Source organism: Frankia nepalensis (assembly GCF_016786325.1).
In the GTDB taxonomy this organism is placed as follows: Bacteria; Actinomycetota; Actinomycetes; order Frankiales; family Frankiaceae; genus Pseudofrankia; species Pseudofrankia nepalensis.
Genome location: NZ_JADWYU010000166.1, coordinates 1 through 26,514 on the forward strand (window position 1 = coordinate 1; position 26,514 = coordinate 26,514).

The window sequence follows — 26,514 nt, forward strand, 5'->3', positions numbered from 1 at the left end:
TCGGATCGGTCAAGGCGATCATCGGGCACACGATGGCGGCCGCCGGCGTCGCCGCGCTCGTCAAGGCGGCTCTGGCGTTGCACCACAAGGTCCTGCTCCCGGCCGTGAACTGCGACGAGCCGCATCCAGCGATCGCCGCGACCAGGTTCCGCGTGCTGTCCGCCCCGGTCCCCTGGGAGGCCCGCGGCCCTCGTCGCGCGGGCGTCAACGCCTTCGGGTTCGGTGGCACGAACGCGCACCTCCTGCTGGAGGAGGCGGCGGCCGCCGGCCCGCCGTACGCCGCCGCGCCGGTTCGGGGCCTGCCCGTCGCGGCCTGCACTCCGCCGGTCCCCCGCCCGCCGGTCCCCTCCTCCGGGTCGGCCGGGACCGAGGCCGAGGAGCGGGTCCGCGTCACCGGCGTCACCGTGGTCGAACCCGAGCTGGTGCTGCGGCTCGCCGCGACGACCCCGGACGAGCTGGGCAGGATGCTCGAGGTCGACGACGCGGCGCTGCGGGCCGCGGCCGGCCCACCCGAGGCGGCCGCCGTCGGCGCGCGTCTCGGCCTGGTCAACCCGAACGCGCGCCGGCTGGCCGCCGCCCGCCACGCGGTCGGTGGGATCCGGCTCGGGGCCTGGCCGGCGTGGCGCGGGCGCGGCGAGGTCTGGGCCAGCGCGCAGCCGCTGCTCGGCGGGCCGCGTCCGGGGCGGATCGCGTTCGTCTTCCCCGGGCTGGAGGCGGAGTTCGCGCCCCAGCTCGACGACGTCGCCCGGCACTTCGGGATCGCGCTGCCCGCCGAGCTGTCCGCGGCCGACCTCGGCCGCCACGGCACCGGCGTGCTGCTGGTGAGCCGGGTGCTCGACCGGACGCTGCGCCGGATGCGGATCGAGCCGGACGCGCTGGCCGGGCACAGCATCGGCGAGTGGAGCGCGATGTTCGCCGCCGGGATGTTCGACGACGACGAGGTCGACGCCAGCGTCTTCGCCGCCGATCCCTACGACGGCGCCGTCCCCGAGGTCGACTACGCGTCGCTGGCCTGTTCGAGCGAGCAGGCCAGGCAGTTCCTCGCCGACTACCCCGACGTCGTGCTGTCCCACGACAACGCGCCTCAGAGCTCCGTCGTCTGCGGGCCGCCCGCGGCGGTCGCGGACCTGGCCGGCCGGCTACGCCGCAAGAACATCGTCGTGCGGGTCCTGCCGTTCCGCTCCGGCTTCCACACCCCGATGCTGCGCCCCCACCTGCCGGCGCTGCGCGCGCGGACCGACCGGCTCCACCTGCGCCGGCCGGCCGCGGTGGCGCTGTGGTCGGCGACGACGGCCTCGCCCTACCCGGCGGACCTGGACGCCGTCCGCGAGCTGTTCGTCCGTCATCTGGTCGAGCCGGTGCTGTTCCGCCAGACCATCGAGGCGATGTACGCGGCCGGCGCGCGGGTGTTCGTCCAGGTCGGGCCGGGCAGGCTCGGTGGCCTCGTCGACGGCGTGCTCGAGGACTCGCCGCACCTGACCATCGCGGCGAACTCGGAGCGGCGCGACGGGCTCGGTCAGCTCCGCCGGCTCGCGGTCGCGCTCTGGGTCGAGAACGGCGACCCCGACTTCGCGGTACTGGACGCCCCTGGCCCGATCGGCGCCGAGCACCGCGGGCCGCGCGACCCCGGCCGCGCCGCGACCCCGGCGGAGCCCGCGCCCGCCGGGCGACGCGAGAGCGCCGTCCGGCTCAGCCTCGGCGCGGCGTCGATCGCCGTCGACCCCGGCAGGCTCGCCGAACTCGGCCTCCTCGGTGCCGACCGGCTCCCCCTCGCCGGCACCCGGGCCGGCACCGAGCCGTTGGCGGGACTCCCGCCGTGGTCGCTGCCCGCCAGGCATCCCCTGACCGCGCGGGCGAGCGAGGACCCGCTGGCGAAGGAACTCCTCGCCCTGCTGACCGAGACCGCCGACATCGCGGGCACCCTCCTGGCCAGCCCCGCCGACGGCACCGAGCGCCTCCGGCCGGAGCCGGTCGCGGGCGGCCCCGGCGATCCGGACGGCCCACCCGCGGACGGCCCGCGCGCGGACGGCCTACGCGCGGACGGAACGGGCTGGACGGCGACGCTGCATGTCTCGACGTCGACCATGCCGTATCTGCTCGACCACGCGCTGACGCCCCAGCCTCCCGGCTGGCCGGACCTCGCGGACCGGCGGCCCGTGGTGGCCGCGACGACCATCGTCCATCTCATGGCCGACTACGCGCTCATGGCCGACTACGCGCGAAGGGCCTCGGGCCGGATCGCCGTCGGCGTCTACGACGTGCGTTTCGACAACTGGCTGCCGGCGGAGCCCGCCGTCGACGTGGCCGTCAGCCTGCGCCCGGAGGGGAACGACCGCTATCGCGTCACGTTCGCCGGATACGCGAGCGGCCTGGTCCGGGTCGCCGACGCCTATCCCGCTGAAAGGCCGCCGCGCTGGCCCGTCGACGCCGACGCCGAACAGCCGCCCACCATGACCGGGCGCGACCTCTATCGCGAGCGCTGGATGTTCCACGGGCCCGCCTTCCAGCGTGTGGCCACCTTCCTCGGGCACGGGCCGGCGCACGTCCGCGCCGTCCTCGCCGCCTCCCCGACGCCAGGAGCGCTGCTGGACGCGGGCGGTCAGCTGCTCGGCTACTGGCTGCGCATGCATGAGGCAGACCGCTTCGTGGCGTTCCCGGTCAGGTTCGGCGGGATCGAGTTCTTCGGGCCCGAGCCCAGGCCGGGCAGCCTCGTCGCCTGCCACGCCTGGGTCAGGCACGCCGACGACACGTCATTGGAGGCCTATCTCCAGTTCGTCGACGGCAACGAGGTCTGGGCTGTCGTCTACGGCTGGGTGGACCGCCGGTTCGACCTGCCCGCCGAGTTCGACGAGGCGTTCCGCTTCCCGGAGGGGAACACGTTCGCCGAGCCTCATCCGGGCGGCTGGGTCATGGCGACCGAACGCTGGTCCGACCTCGCCGTCCGCGAGATGGTTCTCGGCCGCTATCTCGGCTCGGCGGAGCGCGCGCGGTACGACGCGCTGCCGCCCGGCCAGCGCCGCGAGTGGATGCTGCGGCGGATCGCCGTCAAGGACGCCGTGCGCACCCAGCTCTGGGACACGCGACACCCGGCGGTCTTCCCCGCCCAGATAGCGGTCCACGACCCGTTCGGCGCCGACGGGCCGGACGGCGCCGGGCGGCGGGCCGGCAGCGACGACGCCCGGCCGGTGACCGTCTCCGGCGTCCACGGGTACCCGCTGGCGCCCTTCGAGATCCACGTCGCGAGCGTCCCGGACCTCGCGGTGGCACTCGCCCTGCCCGCGGCTGGGCCCGCCTCGGCCGCGCGCGCCGAGCGGGGCGGGCGGGCGCCGGTCGGCCTCGCGATCGAGCCGATCCCGGCGGACCCGGCCGGCGGCCCAGCCACGCGGGAACCGCCCGCGGACTCCGACGCCGCCGGTCCCCGGCCGCATCGGTATCGGAACGCGGCGGCGGCCGCGGTCGCGCGGGCCGCCGGCGTCGACGCGTCTCGGCCACAGGTCATCGACATCTCCCGAGCCGGCGCCGACGCCGACGCGGTGGCCGTGGTGATGGCCCTCGACGACGGCCCACCGTCCGCGCCCAGCCGGTTCACGGTGAGCTGCGCCGAGGTCGAGACCAGGCCGCCGGGACAACCGGCCCGCAGATACGCGGTCGCCCGCACGACCGGCGTCCCGCGCACGCACGACGACAGCCACCTGGAGTTCAGAGGAGTCGGGGCATGACCGTGGACGACAACCAGATCAACGCGGTCCTCGCGGAGGTCAACGACATGATCAACGAGATCACGCGAAAGTACGGTTCGCCGCCCGTCCAGGTGACCATGGACACGGCGTTCCACAGCGAGCTCGAACTGGAGAGCATCGACCTGGTCACCCTCGGCGTCATGCTGGCGGCGCGGTACGGCGAGCAGGTGAGCATGGCCGAGTTCCTGGCCGACAAGGATCTCGCCGACGTCATCGCGCTCCGCGTCGGCGAGGTCGTCCACTACGTCGTGTCTCGTCTGAACGTCGTGTCCCACCGCAACGTCGCGACGGCCGTCGACTGACCATGCCGACCATCCGCGTCAACGGCGCCGACCTCCACTACCTGCACACACCGGGCAGGCCGACCGGGAACCCGGCGCCCACCCTCGTCTGCATCCACGGTCTCGGGACCGACAGCCTCGCCAGCTTCTACCTGACCCTGGCCGCGCCGCTGGCCGCCGCCGGCGTCGACATGCTGTTCTACGACCTGCGCGGCCACGGCAACAGCGCCCGGCCGGCCCGCGGCTACCAGGTGGGCGACTTCGTCGCCGACCTCGACGGGCTGCTCGGCTCGCTCGACGTGCGGCTACCCGTCCACCTGATCGGCAACAGCTTCGGCGGGACCGTCGCCTTCGCGTTCGCCGCCGCCTACCCGGACAAGGTCGCCAGCCTGGTGTCCATCGAGTCGGAACCGCCCACCGAGCCCTGGGCCCAGCGCGTGGGCGAGGTCCTCGAGATCACCAAACAGGAGCTGTCCCGCGACGAGACCTACCACTGGATCTCCGTGCAGTTCGGCGACCACCACGCCCGCCTCTCGCGCCAGGCATACCGGCGCCTGGCGGAGACCTCGATGGTCGAGGAGATCGCGACCGGCCCGATGCTCGACCTGACCGACCTGAGCCGGATCACCGTCCCGGTCCTCAGCATCATCGGCGGCGACGGGTTCCAGGCCGACGACCCGTACCAGCTCGAGGGCCTGCTGCCCGACTGCCGGACCGTCGTGATCCCCGACCAGGACCACTCCGTGCTCGTCGAGGCCCACCGGCAGGTACGCGAGCTCCTGCTCGACTGGGTCTTCTCCCATCACCCCGTCACCGCGGCACCGGGACAGCGGACGTGAGCAGGTTCCTGCTCGTCGTCCCGCCGCTGGCGGGACACATCACCCCCCTGGTCGCCGTGGCCGACCGGCTGCGCGCCCTGGGCCACCGCGTCGCCTGGGCGGGCGAACCGTCGCTGATCAGAACGCTGGCCGGTCCGGACGCGGAGGTCCACCCCGCGCTCGGCGGCCCGGTCGACGTCGGCGGCCGTGGTCTCGGCCTGCGCGGCTACGCGGCCGTCCAGTTCCTCTGGGAGGAGTTCCTCATCCCGCTCGCCGAAGCCACCCATGAGGCCGTCGCCGACGCGGCCAAGCAGGTCGACGCCGGCCTCGTCGTCGCCGACATGCAGGCACTGGCGGGCGCGATCGCCGCCGCTCGCGCGGGGATCCCGTGGGTCACCTCCGCGACCACCTCCGGGTCGTTGCGGGACCCCTTCACCGCCACCCCCAGGGTTCGACAATGGCTCGACGGCCTGTTCGCGGACCTGATCACGCGGCTGTGCCCGGACCCGGCCGTCTCGCTGACACCCGCGACCCTCGAACGGTCGCCGCTGCTCGTGCTCGCCTTCACGACCGAGGCGCTCGCCGGCCCAGGCGACCCGGCGGGGCCGGCGACCGCCTGGGTCGGCCCGGCGCTGCGCCACCCGCCCGAGGCGGGGTTGGCGGCGGTGACCGCGACGGGCGTCTCGCCCCACGCCGGCCCTGACGACGGTGAACCCTTCCCGTGGGCCTGGCTCGACCCCGATAAGCCACTGGTCGTCGTGAGCCTGGGCACCGTCAACGGCCCTGTTGGTGGCCGCTTCCTCCGAAGCTGCGTGGACGCGCTGGGCGCGCTCGGCGACAGGGTGCGGGCGGTGGTGGCCGACCCGGCGGGAACGGTCGCGGCGGCGCCCGGCAACGTCCTCGTCAGGCCGGGCCTGCCGATCCTCGTCCTGCTCCCCCACGCGGCCGCCGTCGTCTGCCACGGCGGGCACAACACGGTGTGCGAGGCGCTCGCGCACGACCTGCCGCTCGTCGTCGCGCCGATCCGCGACGACCAGCCGATCGTCGCCCAGCAGGTGGTCGACGCCGGCGCCGGCATCCGGCTGCACTTCGGCCGGGCCACGGCCGACCTCATCGCGGCCGCGGTCACCGACGTCCTGACGAGGCCCCGCTACCGGCTGGCCGCGCAGGGGATCGGCGCCTCGTTCCGGGCCGCCGGCGGCGCCGCCGCGGCGGCGGACCACCTGGCGCGGCTCGCCGTCGAGCACGGCCGGCCCGGATGAGCGCCGGCGAACCGTCCGGCCCCGCCCCGCGTCACCGGGCACGCGGCCGCCTCCAGCTGATCCTCTGGTACACCGCCGGCTTCCGGGTCCGCCTGGCCCTCGGTGGCGCGCTGATGCTCGCCAGCACCGCGCTGGCTCTGGCCCAGCCACTCATCGCGCAGCGCGTCCTCGACCGGCTCGCCCGCGACCAGCCGGTCAGCGGCCTGCTGCTGGCCCTGGCCGGCGCCGTCGTGCTGGGAACCGCCATCGGGGCCGTGGGCTACTTCCTCGTCGAGACGGTCGGCGAGTCCGTCGTCCGTACCGTGCGGCGGCGGCTGGTGACCCGCATCCTGCGCCTGCGGGTGTCGGCGACCGAGGAGATCGGCCCCGCGGACCTGATATCCCGGCTGGTCGCCGACACCACCCTGCTGCGCCAGGTGACGACCCAGGCGATGGTCGCCTCCGTCACGGCCGTGCTCGCCCTGCTCGGATCCCTCGTGCTCATGGGCCTGATCGACCACGTGCTGCTGGCGGTCACCCTCACCGCGGTCGTGACGATGAGCGTCTCGGTCCGCTGGGCCGCGGCCCGGATCGGCCAGGCCACCGGCAGGGCGCAGGAGGCCGTCGCCCACCTCGCCGTGCTGCTCGACCGTGACCTTGGGGCGTTTCGAACCGTGAAGGCGGCCGGCGCCGAGGCCCACGAGATCGGCCTGCTGACCGACGCGGCCGACGCCGCCTGGCGCCGCGGCCTGCGGGTCGCCCGGTGGCAGGCCACCAGTGGAGCGTCGGCGAACTTCCTGATGCAGACCTCCTTCCTCGCGGTCCTCGGCGTCGGCGGCGCCCGGGTGGCGTCGGGACAGCTTCGGCTCGCGGACCTGATCGCCTACCTGCTCTACATGCTCTTCCTCACCCAGCCCGTGACGACCCTGGTCAGCGCCTGGGGCCAGCTCAAGGCCGGCGGCGCCGCCGTCGACCGCCTCCAGAGCGTGCTCGGGCTCGCCGTCGAACCCGCCAGCCTTTCCGCCCCCCGTCCCCGGCCGGCCGGCACCCGGACCGCCGACGCCCGCCCCGCCCCTGCGCCCTGGGCCGAGGTCGGCGGCACCAGAGTTGGCGGTACTGGAGTTGGCGGTACTGGAGCTGGCGGTACTGGAGCTGGCGGTATCGAGGTCGGCGGGCCGGGCATCCTCGCGGCCGGACCCGAGGCCGCGATCGCCGCGCCGGCGAGCAGTTCCAGGAGACGAACCAGCGAAGGGGACGACCTGAGCCCGAACGGCACGAACGGCGTGAACGGCACGCTCGAGGCCGTCCGTCGTGGCGTTGGCGGATCCAATCCCGCCCCGGCCGGCACCTGCGCCACCGTGCAGTTCCAGCACGTCGTTTTCAGCTACCGGCCCGGCCTGCCGTTCGCCCACCAAGGCGTGACGTTCACCGTCCCAGCCGGCGGCATGACCGCCGTCGTCGGGCCGTCCGGAGCCGGCAAGTCCAGCCTGTTCGCCCTGCTCGAACGGTTCTACGAGGTGGACGCGGGCCGGGTGCTCGTCGACGGGCGCGACGTTCGTGACTGGCCGCTGGCGGACCTGCGTCGCTCGATCGGCTATGTGGAGCAGGAGGCACCCGTCCTCGCCGGCACGCTGCGGGAGAACCTCACGCTCGGCCTTTCCGGGGTCACCGACGAGCAGCTCTGGAAGACAGTCGCGCTCGCCCGGCTCGACGACCTCGTCCAGACCCTTCCCGGTGGCCTCGACGGCTGGGTCGGCCACCGCGGCGGCACCCTGTCCGGCGGCCAGCGCCAGCGCGTCGCCATCGGCCGGGCACTCCTGCGCCGGCCACGGCTCCTGCTGCTGGACGAGGCGACCTCGGCGCTGGACGCCGTCAACGAAGCCGCGCTGCGCGACGTTCTCACGACGGCGGCCGAGAGCACGACGGTGATGGTCGTCGCCCACCGGCTGTCGACCGTGCGCGACGCCCGCCAGATCGTCGTCTTGGAGGCCGGGCAGGTACGCGCCGTCGGCACCCACAGCGAGCTCCTGCACGCCGACCCCGTCTACCGAACACTCGCGGCGAACCAGCTTCTCGTCCCCGACGCCTAAGGCTGGACAGCGTACACATCTGACGATCAAGGAAGCCGGCGGGCCACCTACCGGCCAGTGATCATCGGATGTGTGCGCCCTTCGGCGGTCGAGCCGCCGCGAGGTCGGTGGCGTGCGCGGACAGCTCGCGCCTGGAGAGAGGCAGTCGAACGGCCGGTGGAAGCGGCGCCAGCACGGGGTCCGCCTGGAAAGACTGGATCATGAAGGCGGCGAAGCGGCGCGAGGCCGCCGCCCTCATCTCGGGTGACTCCGCGCGGATGCCTTCGTTCGCCATCAGCGCCAGGCTGATGTCCTCGAGGACGAAATCCTCTCGCAGGGAACCCGCCGCCTTCGCGCGCCGCACGAGTTCGAGCAACAGACGCAGCGCGCGATCGCGGTCCGTGGCGAAGCCGACCGCCTGGGGAAGCCGGGAGGTGAATGCGCGCGCGAAGCCTCGGTCGAGGGCATGCATCTCCATGAGCTTCTCGATCACCAGGCGGAACCCGCTCCACGGGTCGTCTGCCGCCAGCCCCTCCTCGACGACCTCCGAGCACAAGGACATCTGCTCGGCGAGGGCCTCGGACAGCAGGGCCTCCTTGGTCGGGAAGTGCCGGTAGACGGTCGCGACACCGACCTCGGCGCGCCGGGCGATCTCCCGGATGGGCACGTCGAGGCCCTCGGCGGCGAAGGCCGCTCGCGCGACCGCGAGGATGCGCCCGCGGTTGTCGCGGGCGTCCGAGCGCGGCGTCGCTATCACTTGGGCCGGCACCGCTCTCACTTTAGCCAAACGGACGGGGTGCTCCGTTACGGTCGGCGGACCAGTCCGGCACAGCCCAGCACCTGGAGACGACCGTGAAGGCAGTGGCGATCCAGGCGTTCGGAGGCCCCGAGGGCCTCGCCCTCATCGACGTCCCCGCCCCGAGTCCCGCTGCCGGACAGGTACTGATCGCCACCGAGGCGATCGGCGTCGGCGGCGTCGACGTCATGATCCGAAGCGGTGCTGTCGCCGCCTACGGTTTCCAGGAAGGTCACGTTCTCGGTGGCGAGATAGCGGGCACCGTCGCCGCGGTCGGGGACGGCGTCGACACGGCATGGGTTGGTCAGCGTGTGTGGGCGTTCACCGGCTTGGGCGGCGGCTACGCCCAGCAGGCGATCGCGCCGGCCGGGACGATCGTTCCTCTTCCGGCGGAGGTATCGGCCGCCGCCGCGGTGACGCTGGGCAGCTCCGGAAGAGTGGCGCACTTCGGCCTTCGCCACGCCCAGTTCGCGCCGGGCGAGTCAGTGTTGGTCCGCGGCGCCGCCGGCGGCATCGGGACCATGACCGTCCAGCTCGCGGCTCGTCAGGGTGCCAGCGCGGTCGCGGTCACGACGTCGTCGCCCGAGCGTGGCGACCGCCTGCGCAGGCTCGGCGCGACCCACGTGCTGGACCGCGCCGGCGAGGCGCGACAGGACGTCCCCGCCGGCTACGACGTCATCATCGACATCGTCGCCGGCACGGACCTGCCGTCGTTCTTCGCCAAGCTCAACCCCAACGGTCGCCTGGTGGCCGTCGGCGCGGTCGCGGGCGACCCCCCGGCGGACTTCGCCATGCGGATGTTCGCGGCGTTCCAGAAGTCGATGTCGTTCGCCACCTTCAGCGCGAACACCGTGCGAGAAGCCGACCTGCGCGCCGTGACCGCCGACCTGTTCAGCGCCGCGAGTCGCGGCGAGTTGCACGCGGAAGTGCACGAACTGCTGCCCCTGGACCAGGCCGTGCTGGCCCACCAGAAGATGGACGCCGGCGAGGTGTTCGGCAGGATCGTGCTCGTGAACTGACCGGACACCCCGGCCAGTCGCTGGCCCGCGGGCGCACACGAACAGGCCGTCGCACAGGTCTGCCGCGCTCGGCGGCCGGCCCGCGAGGACGGCTCACGGTCCGGTTCGCGCGGGCGGGGAAGCAGGCCGACACTGGGAGGCGGCTACCTTCCGAGAACCGCCGGCGCCGCCCGGCGGCTAGTCGCCCCCGTCAGGACGAGTCCGAGATGAACCCGATTCCTCCGTCCGAGACCGGTGGCCAGGTACCCGGTGACCGGGGGACACCGGGGCCCGCCGCGCCGTCGTCGGAGCGCCCGACGGACCTGGACGTGGAGCTGTTCGTGCAGCTGTTCGACGTGGCGCCGACCATCCTGACGGTCACTGATCGCGATCTGAGGGTGCTGGCGGTGAACCAGACCTGGTCGGACGCGACGGGGGTGTCGAAGGACGAGGCGGTCGGCGCGTACATCCCGGACTGGTACCCGACGGTCGACCACGCGCACTGGGAGACCCTGCGGCAGGTGATGGCGACCGGGCGGCCGGTCCACGACGACGAGGTCACCGCGAGGCATCCCCGGGACCCGTCGGACACGCGGACCTGGCGGTTCTCCGGCTACCCCCTGCGCGACGCCGCCGGCACGACCGTCGCGGTCGGCCTCGCGGCCGTGGACGTGACCGAGGAGCGTCGCGCGCAGGCCCAGCGTGACCTGGCCTGGCGGCGGCTGTGGCTGCTGAGCGAGGCCAGCGGCCTGCTCGGCGCGTCACTGGATCTGGACGCGACCCTGCGCGAGATGGTCACCCTGATCGTCCCCGAGGTGGCCGACGTGTGTGTGCTGCTCCTCGGCGACGGGCCTTGCCCGTCGGGCGTGGAACCGGACCCGTTCGTCCTGCGGTGCGCCGTATGGGCGCGCTCCGCGGACCTGCCGAGGCCACCCGACCCGGACCGCTTCCAGCCGGGCTCGGAGATCGACGTGGCGGGGACCGCGGTGACCCGGGTGTTCGCGACCCACCAGCCGCTCCTGCTCGACCTGGACGAGCCACCCGGCGATGCCGGGCCGTTGCGCGCGGCCGGGCTCGCCCGGCAGGTGGGACTGCGGTTCGCGATCCTGGTGCCGCTGCTGAACGGCACGGACTGCCTGGGCTGCGTGGGATTCGGCCTCACCGCGGACCGCCGCTACGACGAGCAGGACCTGCGCGCGGTCACCGAGCTGGGCGGCCGGATCGCGGCGGCGATCGCCAACGCCCGGGCCTACGAGGCCCAGCGGGCCGCCGCCCTGACCCTGCAGCGCGCGCTGCTGCCACACGACATCCCCGCGCTGCCGGAACTCGACCTGGCCTGGCGTTACCACCCGGGAACCGGTGGAACCGAGGTGGGCGGTGACTGGCTCGACGTCATCCCGCTGCCGGCCGGCCGCGTCGCGCTGGTGATCGGTGACGTGATGGGCCACGGCCTGCTCGCCGCCGCCGCGATGGGGCAGCTGCGCACCGCGACGCGCACCCTCGCCCTTCTCGACCTGCCGCCGGCCGAGGTCCTCAGCAAGCTGGACACGCTGATCCGCGGCATCGACACCCTCGCGACCATGATCTACGCGGTCTTCGACCCCGGCGCCCACACGCTGACGATGGCCAACGGCGGACATCTTCCCCCCGCGCTACGCCGCCCCGACGGAGCCGTCGAACTCCTCGAGACCACCGACGGAATCATGCTCGGCGTCGCGGACGCCGCCTTCACCGAAACCCAATGCCCGTTCCCACCCGGCTCCACGCTCGCCCTCTACACCGACGGCGTCGTCGAATCCCCCACGGTCCACGTCGGCGAAGGCACCGAACACCTGCTGCGCGTTCTCGCGGAAACCACCGACCTGTCCACCGCCGCGGACCAGCTCCTGGCCCTGCTCGACCCCGCCGACGCGTCCGACGACGCCACCGTCCTGCTGGCCCGTGCCAGCGGCCCGCGCGACGGCCATCCCACTGTGATCAACCAGCACTACCGGTTCAGCGTGGGAAGGTGAGTTCCCGCGCGTTGTCGTACAGGATGCGCCGCTGTTCGGCCGCGGTGAAGTCGGCGACGTTGGCGAGGAAGTCGCTCGGCGCCGGGAAGCCTTCGCCGTGGGGCCAGTCGGAGCCGAAGAGAATGCGTTCGACGGGCAGGAAGCGGGCCAGGTCGCGGACGTCCTCCTCGACGAAGGGCGCGACCCAGCAGTGCTCGATGAACTGGTCGCGCGGGCTGGTCTGGAAACCACCGCCGTGCGCCAGGTAGTCCAGGGCCAGCAGCAGCGACGGCACCCAGGCGCAGCCGTTCTCGATGAAGGCGACCTTCAGCTGTGGGAACCGTTCGAAGAGCCGGTGGGCTACGAGGACGTAGGCGAAGTCGTGAACGGTCCGGTGCTTGGTGAGTCCCGAGAAGGTCGAGGACTGGCCGAGGCGCTGGGTGTCACCCGGCGCGATGCCAGCCATGTGGGACTCGCCCCAGGCCTCGCTCATCAGCTCGTTCACCCGGGTGTACGTCTCGTCGGAGCCGTCATGGGTGGCGACGACCACGCCCGACTCGGCGGCGAGATGCCAGAAACGGTCGAACATCGGGTCGGCCGGTGACCGGTTGCCGTCCCGGGTGACGGCGGCGCCGTGCCGGATGTTCACCACCCGGGCGCCATGGTCGAGGCACCACCGAAGCTCGCGTACCGTCTCGTCCGGGTCGCACATGGTGATGTACGGGACGCCGAAGATGCGGTCCTGGTAGGCGAACCCCCACTGCTCCTCGATCCAGCGGTTGAAGGCTCGGTAGCACTCGACCGCGGCCTCGACGTCGGTATGCAGTAACGGCTCGATCACGACGCCCTGGGACGGGAACAGCCAGGTGGCCTCGACGCCCTGGTCGTTCATCACCTTCAGCCGGGCGTCACGTTCGAACCAGTCCGGATGGTCCGCCGCCCGCTCCGTGAACCCGGCGAGGAAGACGTCCCGGCTGGTGCCGCCCTGGAAGTACTCCAGGAACGCGCCCGGCAGCGGCCGCGGATGTACGTCGGCCGGCCCGGGAAGCCACTCGGTCTGCACGCCGTCGACCAGGTAGCGCAGGACCCCGTCGACCTTCTTGATCTGAACGCCGCGGTCGGCGAACTTCGGGTCGCGGTGGCGCGTGAACGCGTCGCTCGTCTCCCAGTAGTGGTTGTCCGCGTCGAACAGCGTGGAGGTCTGCGCGCCTGCCTCGGTCATGTCGTCTCCTCGCTCGTTCTCACGCGGTGCCGTGGCGCAGCAGCTTGCCGGGGGTTTCTGCCGTGCAGACGCCGTGGACGAAGGTTGTCTTGCCGTTCACGATGACCCGGTCGTAGCCGACGGCCTTCTGTACCAGCCGCCACTCGCCGGCCGGGTAGTCGAACAGCCGCTCCTGCGGCAGGGCATCGACGGTGTTGGGGTCGTAGACGATGACGTCCGCCGGCCTTCCCTCGGCGATCGAACCTCGATCACGCAGCCCGACGGCCATGGCTGGGTAGGCGGACAGGCGCCAGTGCGCCTCCTCGAGCGACATGATCTCGTGCTCGCGGACCCAGTGGGCGAGCAGTTCGGTGGCGAACCGGCCCGTGGTGACGAACTTGGTGTGAGCGCCGCCGTCGCTGATGCCGGGCAGCGCCACCGCGCAGGACGCGACCTCCCGGACGGCCTTCGGATCCATGTCGATCATGGTCGTGCCGAACCCGACATTGAGATCGCCGGCAACGGCGATGTCGAGCATGGCGTCGACCAGGTGCTTGTCCTCGCGCGTCGCGATCTCGCCGATGGTGAAACCCTCGTAGCGCTCCTTGAGCGCCAGGGCGTCCCTCGCGTCGCTGGTGATCCAGTTGACGGTGATCTCGGCAAGCGGGTAGCCGGCGGCGCCGAAGCCGCCGCCGAGCTCGTCGACCGCCGCCCGCAGCGCCGGGCGGCGTTCTGGGTCGGCGAACTTGGCGATCTTCTCTTCCAGGGTGCCGAGGCCGGCGTCCTTCCAGGCGGGGAAGATGTCCATGAGGTTGTAGTTCTCGAGCACGATCTCGGACTGGAACCGCACGATCTGAGCGGAGGCGAAGACCCGCAGTCCCTCCTGCTCGTTCAGCTCGTCCAGACGCCTGATGGTCGCGAGGTGCGGGAACTGCGACTCGCCGTGCTGGTTCACCGAACCCGTGGGCGCGAGCGCGTTCCAGATGATCGGGCGGCCGCTCTCGCGGGCGATGAGCGCCGCCGTCTCGAGCTGCCCGGTGATCTGCGTGGTGCCTCGACCGATCCGGCGCAGCGCCCTCGAAAATGCCGTGACCTCACGCTCGGTCATCATGTCGGTGACCATCGGCGAGCCGTCGTAGTCGAGCTGCACGTTGAACAGGTCGCCCGCGATCTGCGAGCTCCAGCCGCAGCCGCCGGCCTCCATGCCTTCGAGCAGGAGCTGGCACATCTGGTCCAGCTCGTCGTCCGACGCGCGGTGCGCCTTTGCCTTCTCGATGCCGACGACGTAGGTGTACAGCGGTGCCAGCGGCACCAGCGACATCACGTTCACGCCCTTGGGGGTCCGCTCGACGCTGTCGAGGAACTCGGGATAGGTGACCCAGTCCCAGGGCATGCCGGCGCGCATCGTCTTGACCGGCACCGCCTCGTTGCGGGACAGGCTGAGCATCGTGCGGTCCTGGTCCTCCGGCCGACACGGCGCGAAGCCGAAACCGCAGTTGCCGATCAGCACGGTGGTGACCCCGTGCCAGCTCGACATCGTGCACCACGGGTCCCAGAAGAGCTGGCTGTCGTAGTGGGTGTGGATGTCCACGACGCCAGGGGCAACGATCTTGCCGGAGGCATCGACGACTTCGGCGCCGTCCGAGGCGCTGACGAGCCCGATCTGGGCGATCCTGCCGTCCTTGATCGCCACGTCGGCCCGGTAACGAGGCGTACGGAGCCCGTCGATGACGGTGCCACCCTTGATCACGATGTCGTAGAGGGCCATCTGCTCGTTCCTCCGGCTTCCCGGGAAATCCCCTCGCTGCGCGCCCCGCGGCCGGCAAGCTAACATGCTTGCTAAGCGTTCAGCAAGTAGCTCATGATCGGCGACTGTGGGGCAGCGGACAAGTACTCTGCCGTCATGGATTCGGCCGTCACCCAACGTCGGACTCAGGTCGAACGACGACACGAGTCCGAGGAGGCCCTGCTCGACGCGGCGGCCGACCTGGTGGCCGAGCGTGGCGTCGAGCGCGCGTCACTGGCCAGCATCGGCACCCGCGCCGGGGCGAGCCGCGGCCTTCCCAACCACCACTTCGGGTCGAAGGACGCGCTCGTGGCCCGGCTCGCGCGCCGGGCGCAGAACAAGATCGACGATGCGATGGTCGCCGCCGCGACGCGAGGCGGACGCCGGGTCGAGGACATCCCAGGCCTCGAACGGCTACAGACAGCCGTCGACACCTATCTGACGCGGTTCGAAGACCCCACGAACGACGACCGGGCCCTGATCGTCATGTGGGGAGCGACGTTTCCCACGGAGGCGTCCGTGGAGGGAATGCTCGACGCCGACCGGCGCAGCCGCGACGGCTGGACCGGCCTGATCGAACAGGGCCAGCAGGACGGCTCGATCCGAGCGGACGTCGACCCGCCGACCGGGGCGATCCTGTTGCAGAGCCTGCTGCGCGGCCTGGCCGCGAGCCTCCTCGTCGACGGCCACCTGACCGACAAGCGCCAGGTGCGCGAGGCCTCCCAGGAATGGATCCTGGCATTCCTCGCGTCACGCGGCGAGGGGACAACGACGCCGCTTGACAGCCACCTCTGCTGCTCGGAGCCGTCACGATCCACGACGGATCTCCAGGTGCCGCGTCACTGAACGATGATCCAGAAATACCCCGCGCCGGGCTGGCGCGTGTCGTGGTCGACCTCGGCGACCGGCTCGGCCAGCGGATCACATTCGTCTGGACGTGGTTCCGGCCGCCACTGCGCGGGGGCCTGTTCCTGGGAACGGTCCTCGATCCAGTCCGCGACCCGCGGGGGCGGCCCGTCGATCCACGGCGCCGCGGCGGCCGGCCTCCCGGGTGCGGCCCACGCGTCGAACGCGGGGAAGACCACCACCACGGGTGGGAGCCCCGAAGGTGGCGGCGCTGGAGGCGGTGTCGCGAGCAGGGGCGGCAGGACGTGCGGCAGCGAGCGGACCGGCGGACGCGCCGGGGACGGCAGCGGGCGGGCCGGGAGCGGCGGCTGCCGGGATCCGCGCGGATGCAGCGGGACGGTCGGCCTGGTGAGCAACGTACGCACCGCGCCGCTTTGGGGGGCCCGCCGGGGACGCCGCGGCGGGACGCCCCAGACATTCCTGTCGCGGGCCGCTGAAAGGGTGGTCAGGACCGGTGGCGCGTTGCCTTCGTCTTCGGCCTCCCGAAGGCCGAACCGGGCGTGCAGCCGGCGCAGCGGCGCCGGGGCCCACCAGTTGTAGTTGCCCGCCAGCGCCATGAACGCCGGGACCAGGATTGCCCTGATCACCGTGATGTCCAGGAGCACGGCCAGCGCCATGCCGGCGCCCGTCATCGCGACGATGCTGATCCCGGACGCCGCGACTCCGACCATGACCACGATCAGCGCGAGGCCGGCGCAGGTCAGCAGCGGTCCCGTGGAACCCAGCCCGGCGGCGACGGCCTGCCGGTTGTCGCCCCGGCGCAGGTACTCCTCCCGGATGCGGGCCAGCAGGAATATCTCGTAGTCCATGCTGAGCCCGAACGCGACGCAGAACATCAGCACCGGCGTGGTCAGTTCGACGGTGCCCGTCGACTGGACGCCGTTGAACAGACCGAGCAGGTGCCCGTCCTGGAACACCAGCACCAGCACCCCTAGCACCGCCGCCATGTTGAGGGCGTTGAGAACCAGCGCTTTCAACGGCAGCACCACGCTGCCCGTGAACAGGAAGAGGAGGACGAAGGTGGCGGCCACGACCACCGCGAGGGCCTCCGGCAGGCTGCGCAGCACCTCGTCCCTGGTCTCCAGCAGATGTGGGGCGAGCCCTCCGACATCGATGGGGAACGGGGACGGGACCGCGCGGATCTGCTGGGCGAGGTCCTTCGCCTCGGCGGACACCGGGTCCGGGCTGGTCGGCCACAGCGCCAGCCACGCTCCCCCGTGTTCCCCCAGGAACCCCTCGCCGTTGGCCGGCACCGGGCCGATCTGTCTGCCGGCCCTGAAGCTGCCCGCGGCGGTGTCGACCTGGGCCACGCCCGGCACCACCGACAGCCGGATGGCGTAGTCCGCGAGCTTCCCGGCGACCCCCACCTCACGCGCGTCCACGCCGGGAACCACGACCGGCACCTGGCAGGGCAGGCAAACCGGGAAGTCGCCGCGCATCGCGTCGTTGACGAGGTGGGACTCGCTGGTCGCAGGCAGCACGGTGTCGTCGGCGACCGCGAGGCGGAGGTGGGCCGTCGGCGCCGCCAACAGGAGCATGAACCCGCCCGCGAGGCAGCCGAAGAACACCGGCCGGGCCATGACCCGCCTCGCGAGCCCGGACCAGCCCGATCCGGCCGGCAGCGGGGCGCGTTTTCGGCCGGCGTGCGCCCGGCGCCCTGGACCTCGCCGGCCCCGGTCGAGGCGGTCACCCATCAGCATGATCGCGGCCGGCAGCAGGACCAGTGCCGCGAGTTCGGACGCCAGCACGACCCCGACCCCGGCGAACGCGAAGGAGCGCAGATACGGCAGGGGAAACAGCAGCGTACCGGTCAGCGACAGGGCCACCGTGATCCCGGAGAACAGCACCGTGCGGCCGGCCGTTCGCAGGCTCGTGGACAGCGCATCCTCGCGGGACAGGCCGCGGCTCTGCTCCTCACGGAACCGCCGCAGGATGAACAGGCTGTAGTCGACCGCCAGCGCGAACCCGAGCGCCGTGGTCAGGTTGATGGAGAACACCGAAATGAAGGTCATCTCGGCCAGCACGCGCAGCAGCGCCATGCTCATGACAACCGCGGCGCCGCCGACCAGTAACGGCAACAGCGCGGGCACGACGCCACCGAAGGCGTAGATCAGCACCAGCAGCACCAGCGGGGCGGTCGCCAGCTCCGCGCGCTCCAGGTCCTCGCGGCTGTGCTCGGTCACCTCACGCATCACCGCCGGCGCGCCCCCGAACCGGACCCGCACGCCCGGACCGTCGTGCGCGTAGCGGTCGTGCAGGGAGTCGACCCGCCGCTGCACCTCGTCCTCAGAGCCGACGAGCCGGAACAGGATCAGCGCCGAGCGGCCGTCGGAGGCCCGCAGCAGCGGATTCGTCGTCTCGCCGGCCCAGTACGACAGCACCCCGGTGACGTCCGGCTCCCGCCGGATCTGCTCGGTGAGCTCGCGCCCGAGCCGGCTGGGGGTCGCGCCGTCGACGTCCGTGGCCGCGACGACCTGGACGGCGACGTTCGGCGGCGCGCCGGGGAAGTCCTCGTCCAGCATCGCCTCGGCCCGCGTCGCCGAACTGTCGGGCGCGTAGAAGCCACCGGGAGCGAGCTTGTCGAAGACGCCGGCCGCCCACGGCACCAGCAGTATCCCCAGCACCGCGGCGACGCCCAGCACGCGGCGCGGATGGACGATCGCCAACGAGGCCAGCAGGTCGAACAGCGAGCCGCGGGCCTGGGGGTGGTCAGGCCGCGCCGCGGGGCCGGCTGGCCCTCGGTGCCGTCGAGAGGCGGGTCCGGTCACCTGTCCGCCCATGGAACCCCCGTCCTCGACGGGCGCGGCGCTAGGAGGGGAACAGGCATTGGCCGAACCTAAGATGTTCAGATGCCCGATTAACACCCTCCAAATAGGGTATTAATTTCAACTCTTCGGGCCTAGCTTCCAAAATGGACGGTTCTGGAGATCCCGTCACCATCGGGCTGCCCACGCCGGTTGAATGCTCTACCCGGATCGAATATCGGCCGCCGGATCGTATAATTCATATTGATTGTGACCATCGGTCGCGAAGAGCATTTTCCGGGCCGTCAGGAGCGCGGCCGCCGACAATGCCATCCGCCCTGGTCAGGATGATCGCGACCATCGCCGCCGGGCCGTTCTCCAGCACTCGACGGTCGCGCCGCGGGGCGCCGTCCCCCTTGGGGGGACCGCGACCGGACGCAGTCGACAGCTCGGTGTCGCGGCCGCCGCGCGCGATTCAGGTGGCGGCTGAACGAAAGAAGGCAAGGGCATCGGCGGCGACAGAGCACTCTCAGCTCGCGGCCATACGGCGGACCTTACGGCGCTCGTGGCCACCAGCTAGCCGTGCTCGCGTCATCGACCTGGCCCTGGCCATGGGCGACGCGCTCGACCCGGCCCACGACTCCGGCGACCATCTGCATCCCAGTGACGCCGGCTACCAGGCGATGGCCGACGCCATCGACCTGACCCTTCTGTGACCCGGCGACCAGCCACCGTCTCCCCCGTCTGATCGCTCCCCCGTCTGATCGCGCCGACGAAGCACGCCCGGCTCCGCGACCGCCGGCCGGCCGGCGGCGATCGACGGTGACCGGGCGACCAGTCCGGGCTGGCTTCACCGAACACGGCGCGGCCTGGCGCGGTCTGGCGTGCGACCGGTCATGTACGGGGAATCAGGAGGAGACGAGCCGTCGCGCCCCGTGTGGTTGTCGGCCGCTACGAGGTGCGCGGACCGCCGCGTCTCTTCTCCAGGGAGGTTTCCATGTCGAACGTCGGGTCGACGACCGCCCGGCAGAAGCCACGATCGAACGCGTGGCAGTCGGCGATCACCGTCGTGCAGGAGGTCGAGCCTCCCCTCGTCCCAGCGGGCGCCCACGCGATGACCATCGTCGTCGAGTTCCCCCCGGGCGACCCGGGTACCCCGCCCCATCGGCACACCGGACCGGCCTTCGGCTACGTGCTGGCTGGCGAGATGGTGTTCGAGCTCGAAGGAGAGCCGGCGCGGGTCGTCCGGGCCGGCGAGGCGTTCTGGGAGCCGGGCGGCGACGTCATCCACTACCAGGACGGCAACAACCGCGACGACATCCCCGTGCGCTTCACTGTCACCATGCTCTGCGAACCCGGCAAACCGATGCTTTCGCTCGTGGAAGAGGACGAACTCGCCCGGCGTGCGGACCGCCGAGCGCCGCGCGCGGACTGACCGCCAGCTTGGCGACCCGTAGGGCTCCGGCGCCAGACCGAGCCCAGCCGCCAGCGTCCCCTCGAGCCCCTGCCGAGGCCGGCCGCTTCGCGCTTGGCCGGTCGGATTCGGGATCTAGGACAGTGCCGGTGGGTAGGCAGCCGGTCATGGACAGTCCCGCTTTCACCGCCGCGGTCACCACCGCCGCCGCCACCGCCGCCACCAACGCCGGCATCGCCGCCGCCAGGATCCTGCCGGACCCAGCCGATCTGACCCCGCGCGCCCTCCGGGGCGCCGACGAGACCACCCGCGGCATCTGATGGACGACCGGCCCCGATCATTACCAAAACCTGAACCGCGTTCATCGATCCGTCACAATAGTCCGGACAGGCCGCACGGACCGATACCAGCCGCGGCGAAACGGAGTCGCGCGGAGGGAGGGGTCGTGCCGTCGCGCCAGCCAGCCCGGAACCGACGCAAACCACCGCCCGGCCGCCGGGCGAGCAGCGCGCCCGCGTCGAGGTCAGCGGTCAGACCGGTGTCGGAGGCACGACGGTTCTGGCGGCTGCCCGAACACGAACTCGACGACCTGGTCGCGCTCGCGCGCCAGGTCGACCGGGTGGAGCTCAAACTGACCGTGCCAGGCCCGGCCCACGAGGCCGTACGGGCCGCGCTGGGACTCAAGTTCCCGCGGGCACCCAGACATCAGGTCTACTACTTCGACAACCCGGACCAGCTGCTACGCCAGCACGGCGTCATCATCCGCGCCCGCCGCCGACGCAACCAGCCGGACGACGCGGTCGTGAAGCTGCGACCGGCCGCGCCCGCCGACATCCCGCCGGCCATCCGCGCCTCGAAACGGTTCGTGGTCGAGGTCGACGGCATGCCCGGCAGCTACGTCTGCTCCGCCGCCCTCAAGACACACCTCGGCTCGTCCGACATCGAGCGCGTCGTGCGCCACGGCCGCTCACCGCGCCGGCTGCTGTCCGCCGCCCAGCTGCGGCTGCTCGACATGCGGCTGTCCGCCGCCCATGTCGACCTTGCCGACCTCAAGGACCTGCGAGCGATCGGGCCGGTCAGGGTCCACCGCCACACGCTGCGCCCCACCGGCTGCGACGTCCCGTTCCTCGCCGAATGCTGGACCTACCCGGACAACTCCCAGCTTCTCGAACTGTCCACCCGCTGCCACCCGCGGGAGGTGCTGTCAGCCGCCGCGCACACCGCCACCGTGCTGACCGCCCACGGAATCGACCTCACCGGCCCGCAGCAGACCAAGACCGTCGCCACCTACCAGTTCTTTGACGCGTTGGGGACCCTGCGCTGAGGCGGGCCGCGGCGGCGCGCGACCCCGCCCGCAAGATTCGCGAACTGGCGGCGCCCGCAGAGGACGGACGCGCCAGGGTGGCGAGCAGCCAACGCACCGAGTTCGCCTGGCCACCAGCGCTGGGACGCCGTGTCCTGGGCTGGGCGCGGCGTTCCCGAACGTCATCGAGGGAAGGCCATCGAGGCCAGCTAGGCCGGTTCTTCTCGTCGCCGCCCGCGTGGCGAGCGCGGAACGGGTCCGGCCAGCCAGGCCAGATGATCCAGAACGCTCCCGGTGCGTCGCGCGTACGGCGAGGAGGACGCGAGGCTCGCGGCTGCTGGCCGCCTGGCCTGAGCGGTCGATCCGCCCGTGGGGGCGGTCCAGCCGCGGAACGAGGCGTCCTGTCCGACAGGGTGGTGCGTCGGTGTCGGCTTCGAGGAACCGCGTGCTGAGCGGCCTGCTCGACCTGGGGCGGGTGGTGGCTTTCGAGCAGCTGCCGACGTTGGTGGCCGAGCACGCCGCCGAAGCGGGCCTCACGCAGGCCCGGATCTACGTCGCCGACCTGCGGGGTGTGGTGCTCCGGGAACTGACCGGCCGGGGACTCGACGCCGGACAGGACGGGCAGGAGGCGCGCTTCCGCGGCGAGGGCCGGACTCCTCTAGGTGACGCGGATCCGGGATCGGAACTCGTTGATCTGGCGAGGGAGCAGCCCCGAGCGCGGCCCACCGCCACTACAGGCGTGTCGCGGCGCCGCTGTGACGAAGACCCTAACGGCACGAGGCCTCGGTGCGGCGAGCCACGCGTTCAAACCGGCGCACCCCAACAGGTTGTCAGTATGCGGATCAGGGGCGTCAGCAGAACTCACGGGATCGCCAGAGGTCCTGGGCGGTACCCGGGTCGCGCGCCGGCCTGGTCCCGTGGCGGTTCGGCTACCGACGGAACTGGAACCTAGTTGTTATCCTGGTAGACGCTCGCCGTTCCGCCTATCTGCAAGGGAGCGTCAGTGGAGCCTGACCGTCCGGCAGTCAGCTCCCTGCCCGAGGAGGAGCTCCCCGCCTACCAGGTCGCTCGTCGGAAGCGGATCGTCGATGCCGCCCGCTCGCTGCTGGAGAAGCAGGAGTACGAACAGATCCAGATCCGCGACGTCGCCGCCGCCGCCGGTTTCGCGCTGGGCACAGTATACCGCTACTTCAGTTCAAAGGAGCATCTGTACGCGGCGGTCCTGCACGCCTGGGGATCCGACTACGATCGGGCGAGCGTCGGCTATCAGGCGGACGACGACCCCATGCGGCGCCTTGAGCAGCGTATGCGCAGCGTTCTGGCCTCTTTTGAGCGGCGGCCTCAGTTCTTTCGCGCACTCATACTCCTCATGTCGAGCAACGACCCGAACGCCAAGGCCTACCTGTCGCAGTTCCGTGAGTCGATCGAAGGACTGGTCGAGGCGGACCTCGCGAAGCTGGATCCCGATGGCGCCGCCGAGTACTCGGTACTCGTCTGGTCGGTGCTGTCCAGCCTGCTGACCCGAAGCGTCATCCATGAATTTCCGATGGCGGAGGCGTATCGGGTCAACGACCGGATGATCGAGCTGTTGCGGCTGCGGTTCGGGCACGACGGTTCCTGAACCCGGTTGGGTCGAGCACGGCGGCGGACGCGGTACCCGACGCTACGTCCGGCTGGTCCCGCCGTGGTGGTGACAGGCCGGAATGCGCTCAATGGCGGGCCACGGCCGGGTCACGGTCCAGCCATCGCCGCCGCTGACGCGGCGGCGGGCGGATCCTGGCAGCCAGCCGGAAAGCGCCCTACCGGGCGCGGTGGTCGTGCTGTTCGTAAATCAGCCGAAGCAGCCACAGGCGCGGGAAGCGCGTGAGGGTGCTGGCGGCGAACAGCACCGATCCCAGCACGACGAGCCCCAGTCCGAACAACGCGCCAGCGCCAACATCTGCTGCTCGCCGCCGGACATCGTTCCGGCGAGTTGCCTGCGTCGCTGCGCCAGCTTCGGAAAGTGTGTATTGGCCCGTTCCCGGACCGCCGCGGCGCCTGCTCGGTCGCGGGCGACCAGGCGGAGGTGCTCGTCCACGGTGAGGCGGGGAAGACGCCGCGGCCTTCCGGGATCACGCACAGGCCGGCCGCTTGAAAGATCTCGATGTCAGGCGCTCGAGTCGGCGCAGGACGGACGCGGACGCCGCGCGCCCGGCACCCGCGGCCGAAGCGTCCCGGTCCACTCCTCCGGCGGAGCGCCATGTACCGCCGGAGGGGCCGGAGCACGACGTACCGCCGCGCGCGACGCGGAGGCCTACAGAGGCCGCGTCAACGCGCCGGTGATCTCCGTCAGCTCCCGGACGAGTCGCTGAGCCGCCGCGATGTCGAGTCCGTACCGCCGAAAGATCCGTTCGGGAATGCCCGCGGCGTCCGCGCGCAGCGCCCGTCCCCGCTCTGTCAGGGAGACCAGGACGCGCCGCTCGTCGGCCCGGTCACGGGTCCGGTCGGCCAGGCCGAGATCCTCCAGCCGCTTGAGCAGCGGGGTGAGGGTGCCGCTGTCGAGGTGCAGCCGGGCGCCGATGTCACCGACCGTGAGAGGTTCGGACGCCTCCCAGAGCACGAGCATCGTCAGGTACTGCGGGTAGGTGAGGCCGAGCTCGGCCAGGAGCGGGCCGTAGGCGCGGATCGAGGCGCGGCTGGCGCTGTACAGCGCGAAGCAGAGCTGGTTTCCCAGCTCGAGTTGGGGTAGGCGATCCGCCATGGGCAGACGGTAGCAGGCTCCTCTTGCGCTGACAGATCGTGCGCAATAATGTTGTGCACAATCTAACCGAAGGGAGCTGGATCAGATGGACGCCCTCTACACCGCGACCGCCACCGCGTCAGGAGACGGCCGCAACGGCCACACCGAGAGCGACGACGGCGTGCTCGCGCTCGACGTCCGGATCCCCAAGGAGATGGGCGGCCCCGGCGGCGCGACCAACCCCGAGCAGCTGTTCGCCGCGGGCTACGCCGCCTGCTTCCACTCGGCCCTCAAGCTCGTCGGCCGGTCGAAGTCCGCCGACCTCACCGACTCCGAGGTCTCCGCCAGCGTGTCCATCGGCACGCTGCCCGACGGCGGGTTCGGCCTGGCCGTCGGGATCGTCGTCCATGCCCCCCACCTCGACCGCGAGACCACGGCGACGCTCGTCCACGAGGCCCACCAGGTGTGCCCCTACTCGAACGCGACCCGGGGCAACGTGGAGGTCACCCTCGATGTCGTCTGACGTCAACGGCCGCGCCACCACGGACGGGACCGCCGACGAGACCGTCGGCGGTGGGCCACGCGGTGACGCCGGCGCCGCCCGCGTCGAGCGGGCGCTGCTGGCGGACCTGCTGGCCGACGCCGGCCCGGACCGGCCCACGCTGTGCGCCGGCTGGACCACCCACGACCTCGTCGCCCACCTCGTCACCCGGGAGCGCGTGCCCTACGCCGGACCGGGCCTGGTGATCCCGGCGCTGCACGGCCTCACCGAGCGAGCCGAGCGGTCGACGGGACGGGCGCATTCCTTCGCGGAGCTCGTCGAGATGTTCCGCGCCGGCCCACCGCTGTGGAACCCGGCACGGCTGCGCAGGTTCGACGACGCCACCAACATCAACGAGTTCTACGTCCACTACGCCGACGTGGACCGGGCCGTGCCCGGCTTCACGCCGCGCGAGGTCGACCCCGCCGTACGGGAACGGATCTGGTCAGCGCTGCGCCTGGTGGGGCGCACCGGATACCGGCAGACCACCGCCGAGGTGGTGGCGGAACGCACCGACACCCACGACCGGCGCGTGCTGCGGCGCGGGTCCCCCACCGTCGTCATCGCCGGGCTGCCCGAGGAGCTGCTGCTGCACGCCTTCGGCCGGCGCTCGGCGGCGCAGGTCGAACTGCGGGGCGACCCGGCCGCCATCGCCTCCCTGTAGGCGAACAGGGAACAGGGGTCGCGGCTCCGGCGACCCCTGTCCTTCGCCGCGGCCGCACCCACTCGTCAGCTCATGAGCGGCGGACCGATACATCGGTTCTGGGGACCGCCCACCGTCCGCTGACAGGCGCCCTCTCCGCCAGGTTCACCCCGGCGTCCGGAGGGCGGGCGTTCAGCGTCGAGCCCGCCGCAGATCCGCGGTGGTCGGCAGGTGCGAGTAATATCCGCCGTCGAGCGGAATGTTGATCCCGGTGAGGAATTCGGCGTCATCGCTCGCCAGGTAGACGATCAGCCCGGCGAGATCGCTCGGCTTGCCGAGTCGTGGTGTCAGGTGGTGGTTCTCGAGCATGGCCACACCCTCCGGTCCCATGTGGTTGCGCATGCTGTCGGTCAGCATCGCCCCAGGAGTTACCGAGACGCAGCGAATGCCCTCCTTCCCGTACTGCGTCGCCACGTACTGGGTCAGCGTGATCACCGCGGCCTTTGTGCATCCATATGCGGTGAGCATCATGTCGCCCGCCAGGGCGGAGTCCGACGCCATGTTGACGATGACCCCACGACCCGCTTTCCTCATGTGCGGGATCGCGTGCTTGCACCCGAACATGTAGCCGCGCAGGTTGATCTCATACGCGGTGTCCCACACGTCGGCTTCCGCGTCCTCCACCATGCCGTCACGCGGCCCCGACAGGACGGCGTTGTTGTGTAGCAGGTCGAGGCGGCCGAACCGGTCGACCGTGGAGTCGACGAGGGCGCGGACCTGTGACTCGTCGCGCGCGTCGAACCTGTAGGCGACCGCGGCGTCGCCTAACTCGCCGGCGAGTTGCTCCGCGCCTGGGCCGTTGATATCGGCGACGACGACCCGCGCTCCCTCCGCGACGAGGCGGCGGCACGTCTCCGACCCGAGACCGCCGGCGGCGCCCGTCACGATGGCGACCTTGTCCCGAAGCTGGGCCATGGGTGTCCTTCCTTTCAGGACCCCAACGTCTCTGTGAGGACGCAGGATCAGTCCCAACGCCGATCGCTAGCGCTCACCGACGTTCGACGCATCTGATAGTTGTGGTGTCGTCGACGGCGGATCGTGACCGATCGACGTCAGGTACCCACCGCGACGCCCCCGGCAGACAGGATCAGCGTTTCTCTGCCCTGTCGGGGCCCGCGGGACAGCGGCCGCGGAGTCGGGCGCGGATCGTCAGGCCATCTGGTAGCGGATGGGGACGTGCTTCGGTCCGCCGACGAAGAGGGTCTCGATGTACTCGGCGGGTGCGGCGAGTTCGATGTCGCGGATGCGGGGGACGAGTTCGGC

General features: G+C 71.9%; 20 protein-coding genes. 14 read left to right on the top strand and 6 right to left on the bottom strand.

Translation table 11 applies throughout. The features are described 5' to 3' along the window. From I6A81_RS25545 to I6A81_RS25565, 5 genes are all read left to right on the top strand, one after another. A partial coding sequence (locus I6A81_RS25545; protein ID WP_203004847.1) for an acyltransferase domain-containing protein occupies nt 1-3,719 on the top strand: 3,719 nt, incomplete at its 5' end. After that, complete coding sequence (locus I6A81_RS25550; protein WP_203004848.1) at nt 3,716-4,042, top strand: acyl carrier protein; 327 nt, start codon at nt 3,716-3,718, stop codon at nt 4,040-4,042. The genes I6A81_RS25545 and I6A81_RS25550, both read left to right, overlap by 4 nt. Before the next feature lie 2 nt (nt 4,043-4,044). Beyond that, nucleotides 4,045-4,860 (top strand): alpha/beta fold hydrolase, encoded by an 816-nt coding sequence (locus I6A81_RS25555; protein ID WP_203004849.1) that lies wholly within the window; start codon nt 4,045-4,047, stop codon nt 4,858-4,860. Beyond that, nucleotides 4,857-6,101 carry a glycosyltransferase gene (locus I6A81_RS25560; RefSeq protein WP_203004850.1) on the top strand — a complete coding sequence of 415 codons (1,245 nt, stop codon included), beginning with the start codon at nt 4,857-4,859 and terminating at the stop codon, nt 6,099-6,101. The genes I6A81_RS25555 and I6A81_RS25560 overlap by 4 nt, the downstream gene beginning before the upstream one ends. Continuing rightward, the gene (locus I6A81_RS25565; protein WP_238429691.1) at nt 6,098-8,170 is read left to right on the top strand and encodes an ABC transporter ATP-binding protein; all 2,073 of its coding nucleotides are present in this window, start codon (nt 6,098-6,100) and stop codon (nt 8,168-8,170) included. The genes I6A81_RS25560 and I6A81_RS25565 overlap by 4 nt, the downstream gene beginning before the upstream one ends. 61 nt (nt 8,171-8,231) lie before the next feature. On the opposite strand, the gene I6A81_RS25570 is transcribed toward I6A81_RS25565, so the two are convergent. Next, nucleotides 8,232-8,918, bottom strand: coding sequence for a TetR/AcrR family transcriptional regulator (locus tag I6A81_RS25570; RefSeq protein ID WP_203004851.1), 687 nt, complete (start codon nt 8,916-8,918; stop codon nt 8,232-8,234). A gap of 83 nt (nt 8,919-9,001) precedes the next feature. Here I6A81_RS25570 and I6A81_RS25575 point away from each other — a divergent pair, with 83 nt between their 5' ends. Together I6A81_RS25575 and I6A81_RS25580 are read left to right on the top strand one after the other, a co-directional pair. Then, on the top strand, nt 9,002-9,964 hold the full coding sequence (locus I6A81_RS25575) for a zinc-binding dehydrogenase (RefSeq protein WP_203004852.1): 963 nt from the start codon (nt 9,002-9,004) through the stop codon (nt 9,962-9,964). 206 nt (nt 9,965-10,170) lie between these two features. After that, on the top strand, nt 10,171-11,955 hold the full coding sequence (locus I6A81_RS25580; RefSeq protein WP_203004853.1) for a SpoIIE family protein phosphatase: 1,785 nt from the start codon (nt 10,171-10,173) through the stop codon (nt 11,953-11,955). On the opposite strand, the gene I6A81_RS25585 is transcribed toward I6A81_RS25580, so the two are convergent. Together I6A81_RS25585 and I6A81_RS25590 are read right to left on the bottom strand one after the other, a co-directional pair. Then, nucleotides 11,939-13,156, bottom strand: a complete 1,218-nt coding sequence (locus I6A81_RS25585) for an amidohydrolase family protein (RefSeq protein WP_203004854.1) — start codon at nt 13,154-13,156, stop codon at nt 11,939-11,941. The two genes, I6A81_RS25580 and I6A81_RS25585, sit on opposite strands and share 17 nt — an antisense overlap. A 19-nt stretch (nt 13,157-13,175) precedes the next feature. Then, entirely contained in the window at nt 13,176-14,903 is a 1,728-nt protein-coding gene (locus I6A81_RS25590; RefSeq protein ID WP_203004855.1) for an N-acyl-D-amino-acid deacylase family protein, read from the bottom strand. Nucleotides 14,904-15,038: 135 nt separating this feature from the next. Between I6A81_RS25590 and I6A81_RS25595 the strand changes: the two genes are divergently transcribed. Continuing rightward, entirely contained in the window at nt 15,039-15,767 is a 729-nt protein-coding gene (locus I6A81_RS25595; protein ID WP_203004856.1) for a TetR/AcrR family transcriptional regulator, read from the top strand. On the opposite strand, the gene I6A81_RS25600 is transcribed toward I6A81_RS25595, so the two are convergent. Continuing rightward, nucleotides 15,761-18,607: an MMPL family transporter gene (locus I6A81_RS25600; protein WP_203004857.1), complete on the bottom strand. Its 2,847-nt coding sequence runs from the start codon at nt 18,605-18,607 to the stop codon at nt 15,761-15,763. The genes I6A81_RS25595 and I6A81_RS25600 overlap by 7 nt on opposite strands. 961 nt (nt 18,608-19,568) lie before the next feature. Between I6A81_RS25600 and I6A81_RS25605 the strand changes: the two genes are divergently transcribed. From I6A81_RS25605 to I6A81_RS25620, 4 genes are all read left to right on the top strand, one after another. Next, the gene (locus tag I6A81_RS25605; protein WP_203004858.1) at nt 19,569-20,006 is read left to right on the top strand and encodes a cupin domain-containing protein; all 438 of its coding nucleotides are present in this window, start codon (nt 19,569-19,571) and stop codon (nt 20,004-20,006) included. A gap of 146 nt (nt 20,007-20,152) precedes the next feature. Continuing rightward, the gene (locus I6A81_RS25610) at nt 20,153-20,305 is read left to right on the top strand and encodes a hypothetical protein (protein WP_203004859.1); all 153 of its coding nucleotides are present in this window, start codon (nt 20,153-20,155) and stop codon (nt 20,303-20,305) included. A gap of 218 nt (nt 20,306-20,523) precedes the next feature. Continuing rightward, nucleotides 20,524-21,309 (top strand): CYTH domain-containing protein, encoded by a 786-nt coding sequence (locus tag I6A81_RS25615; protein WP_203004860.1) that lies wholly within the window; start codon nt 20,524-20,526, stop codon nt 21,307-21,309. 982 nt (nt 21,310-22,291) lie between these two features. After that, nucleotides 22,292-22,909, top strand: a complete 618-nt coding sequence (locus tag I6A81_RS25620) for a TetR/AcrR family transcriptional regulator (RefSeq protein ID WP_203004861.1) — start codon at nt 22,292-22,294, stop codon at nt 22,907-22,909. Nucleotides 22,910-23,581: 672 nt separating this feature from the next. On the opposite strand, the gene I6A81_RS25625 is transcribed toward I6A81_RS25620, so the two are convergent. Then, nucleotides 23,582-24,028: a MarR family winged helix-turn-helix transcriptional regulator gene (locus I6A81_RS25625; protein ID WP_203004862.1), complete on the bottom strand. Its 447-nt coding sequence runs from the start codon at nt 24,026-24,028 to the stop codon at nt 23,582-23,584. 85 nt (nt 24,029-24,113) lie between these two features. Here I6A81_RS25625 and I6A81_RS25630 point away from each other — a divergent pair, with 85 nt between their 5' ends. Beyond that, nucleotides 24,114-24,530, top strand: a complete 417-nt coding sequence (locus I6A81_RS25630) for an organic hydroperoxide resistance protein (protein ID WP_285223031.1) — start codon at nt 24,114-24,116, stop codon at nt 24,528-24,530. Further along, nucleotides 24,520-25,212, top strand: a complete 693-nt coding sequence (locus I6A81_RS25635; protein ID WP_238429693.1) for a TIGR03085 family metal-binding protein — start codon at nt 24,520-24,522, stop codon at nt 25,210-25,212. Before I6A81_RS25630 ends, I6A81_RS25635 begins: the two co-directional genes overlap by 11 nt. Before the next feature lie 171 nt (nt 25,213-25,383). Here I6A81_RS25635 and I6A81_RS25640 read toward each other — a convergent pair whose 3' ends face one another. After that, a complete protein-coding gene (locus I6A81_RS25640) occupies nt 25,384-26,166 on the bottom strand; it encodes an SDR family NAD(P)-dependent oxidoreductase (protein WP_203004863.1) in 783 nt (260 codons plus the stop codon). Nucleotides 26,167-26,514: the final 348 nt, after the last annotated feature.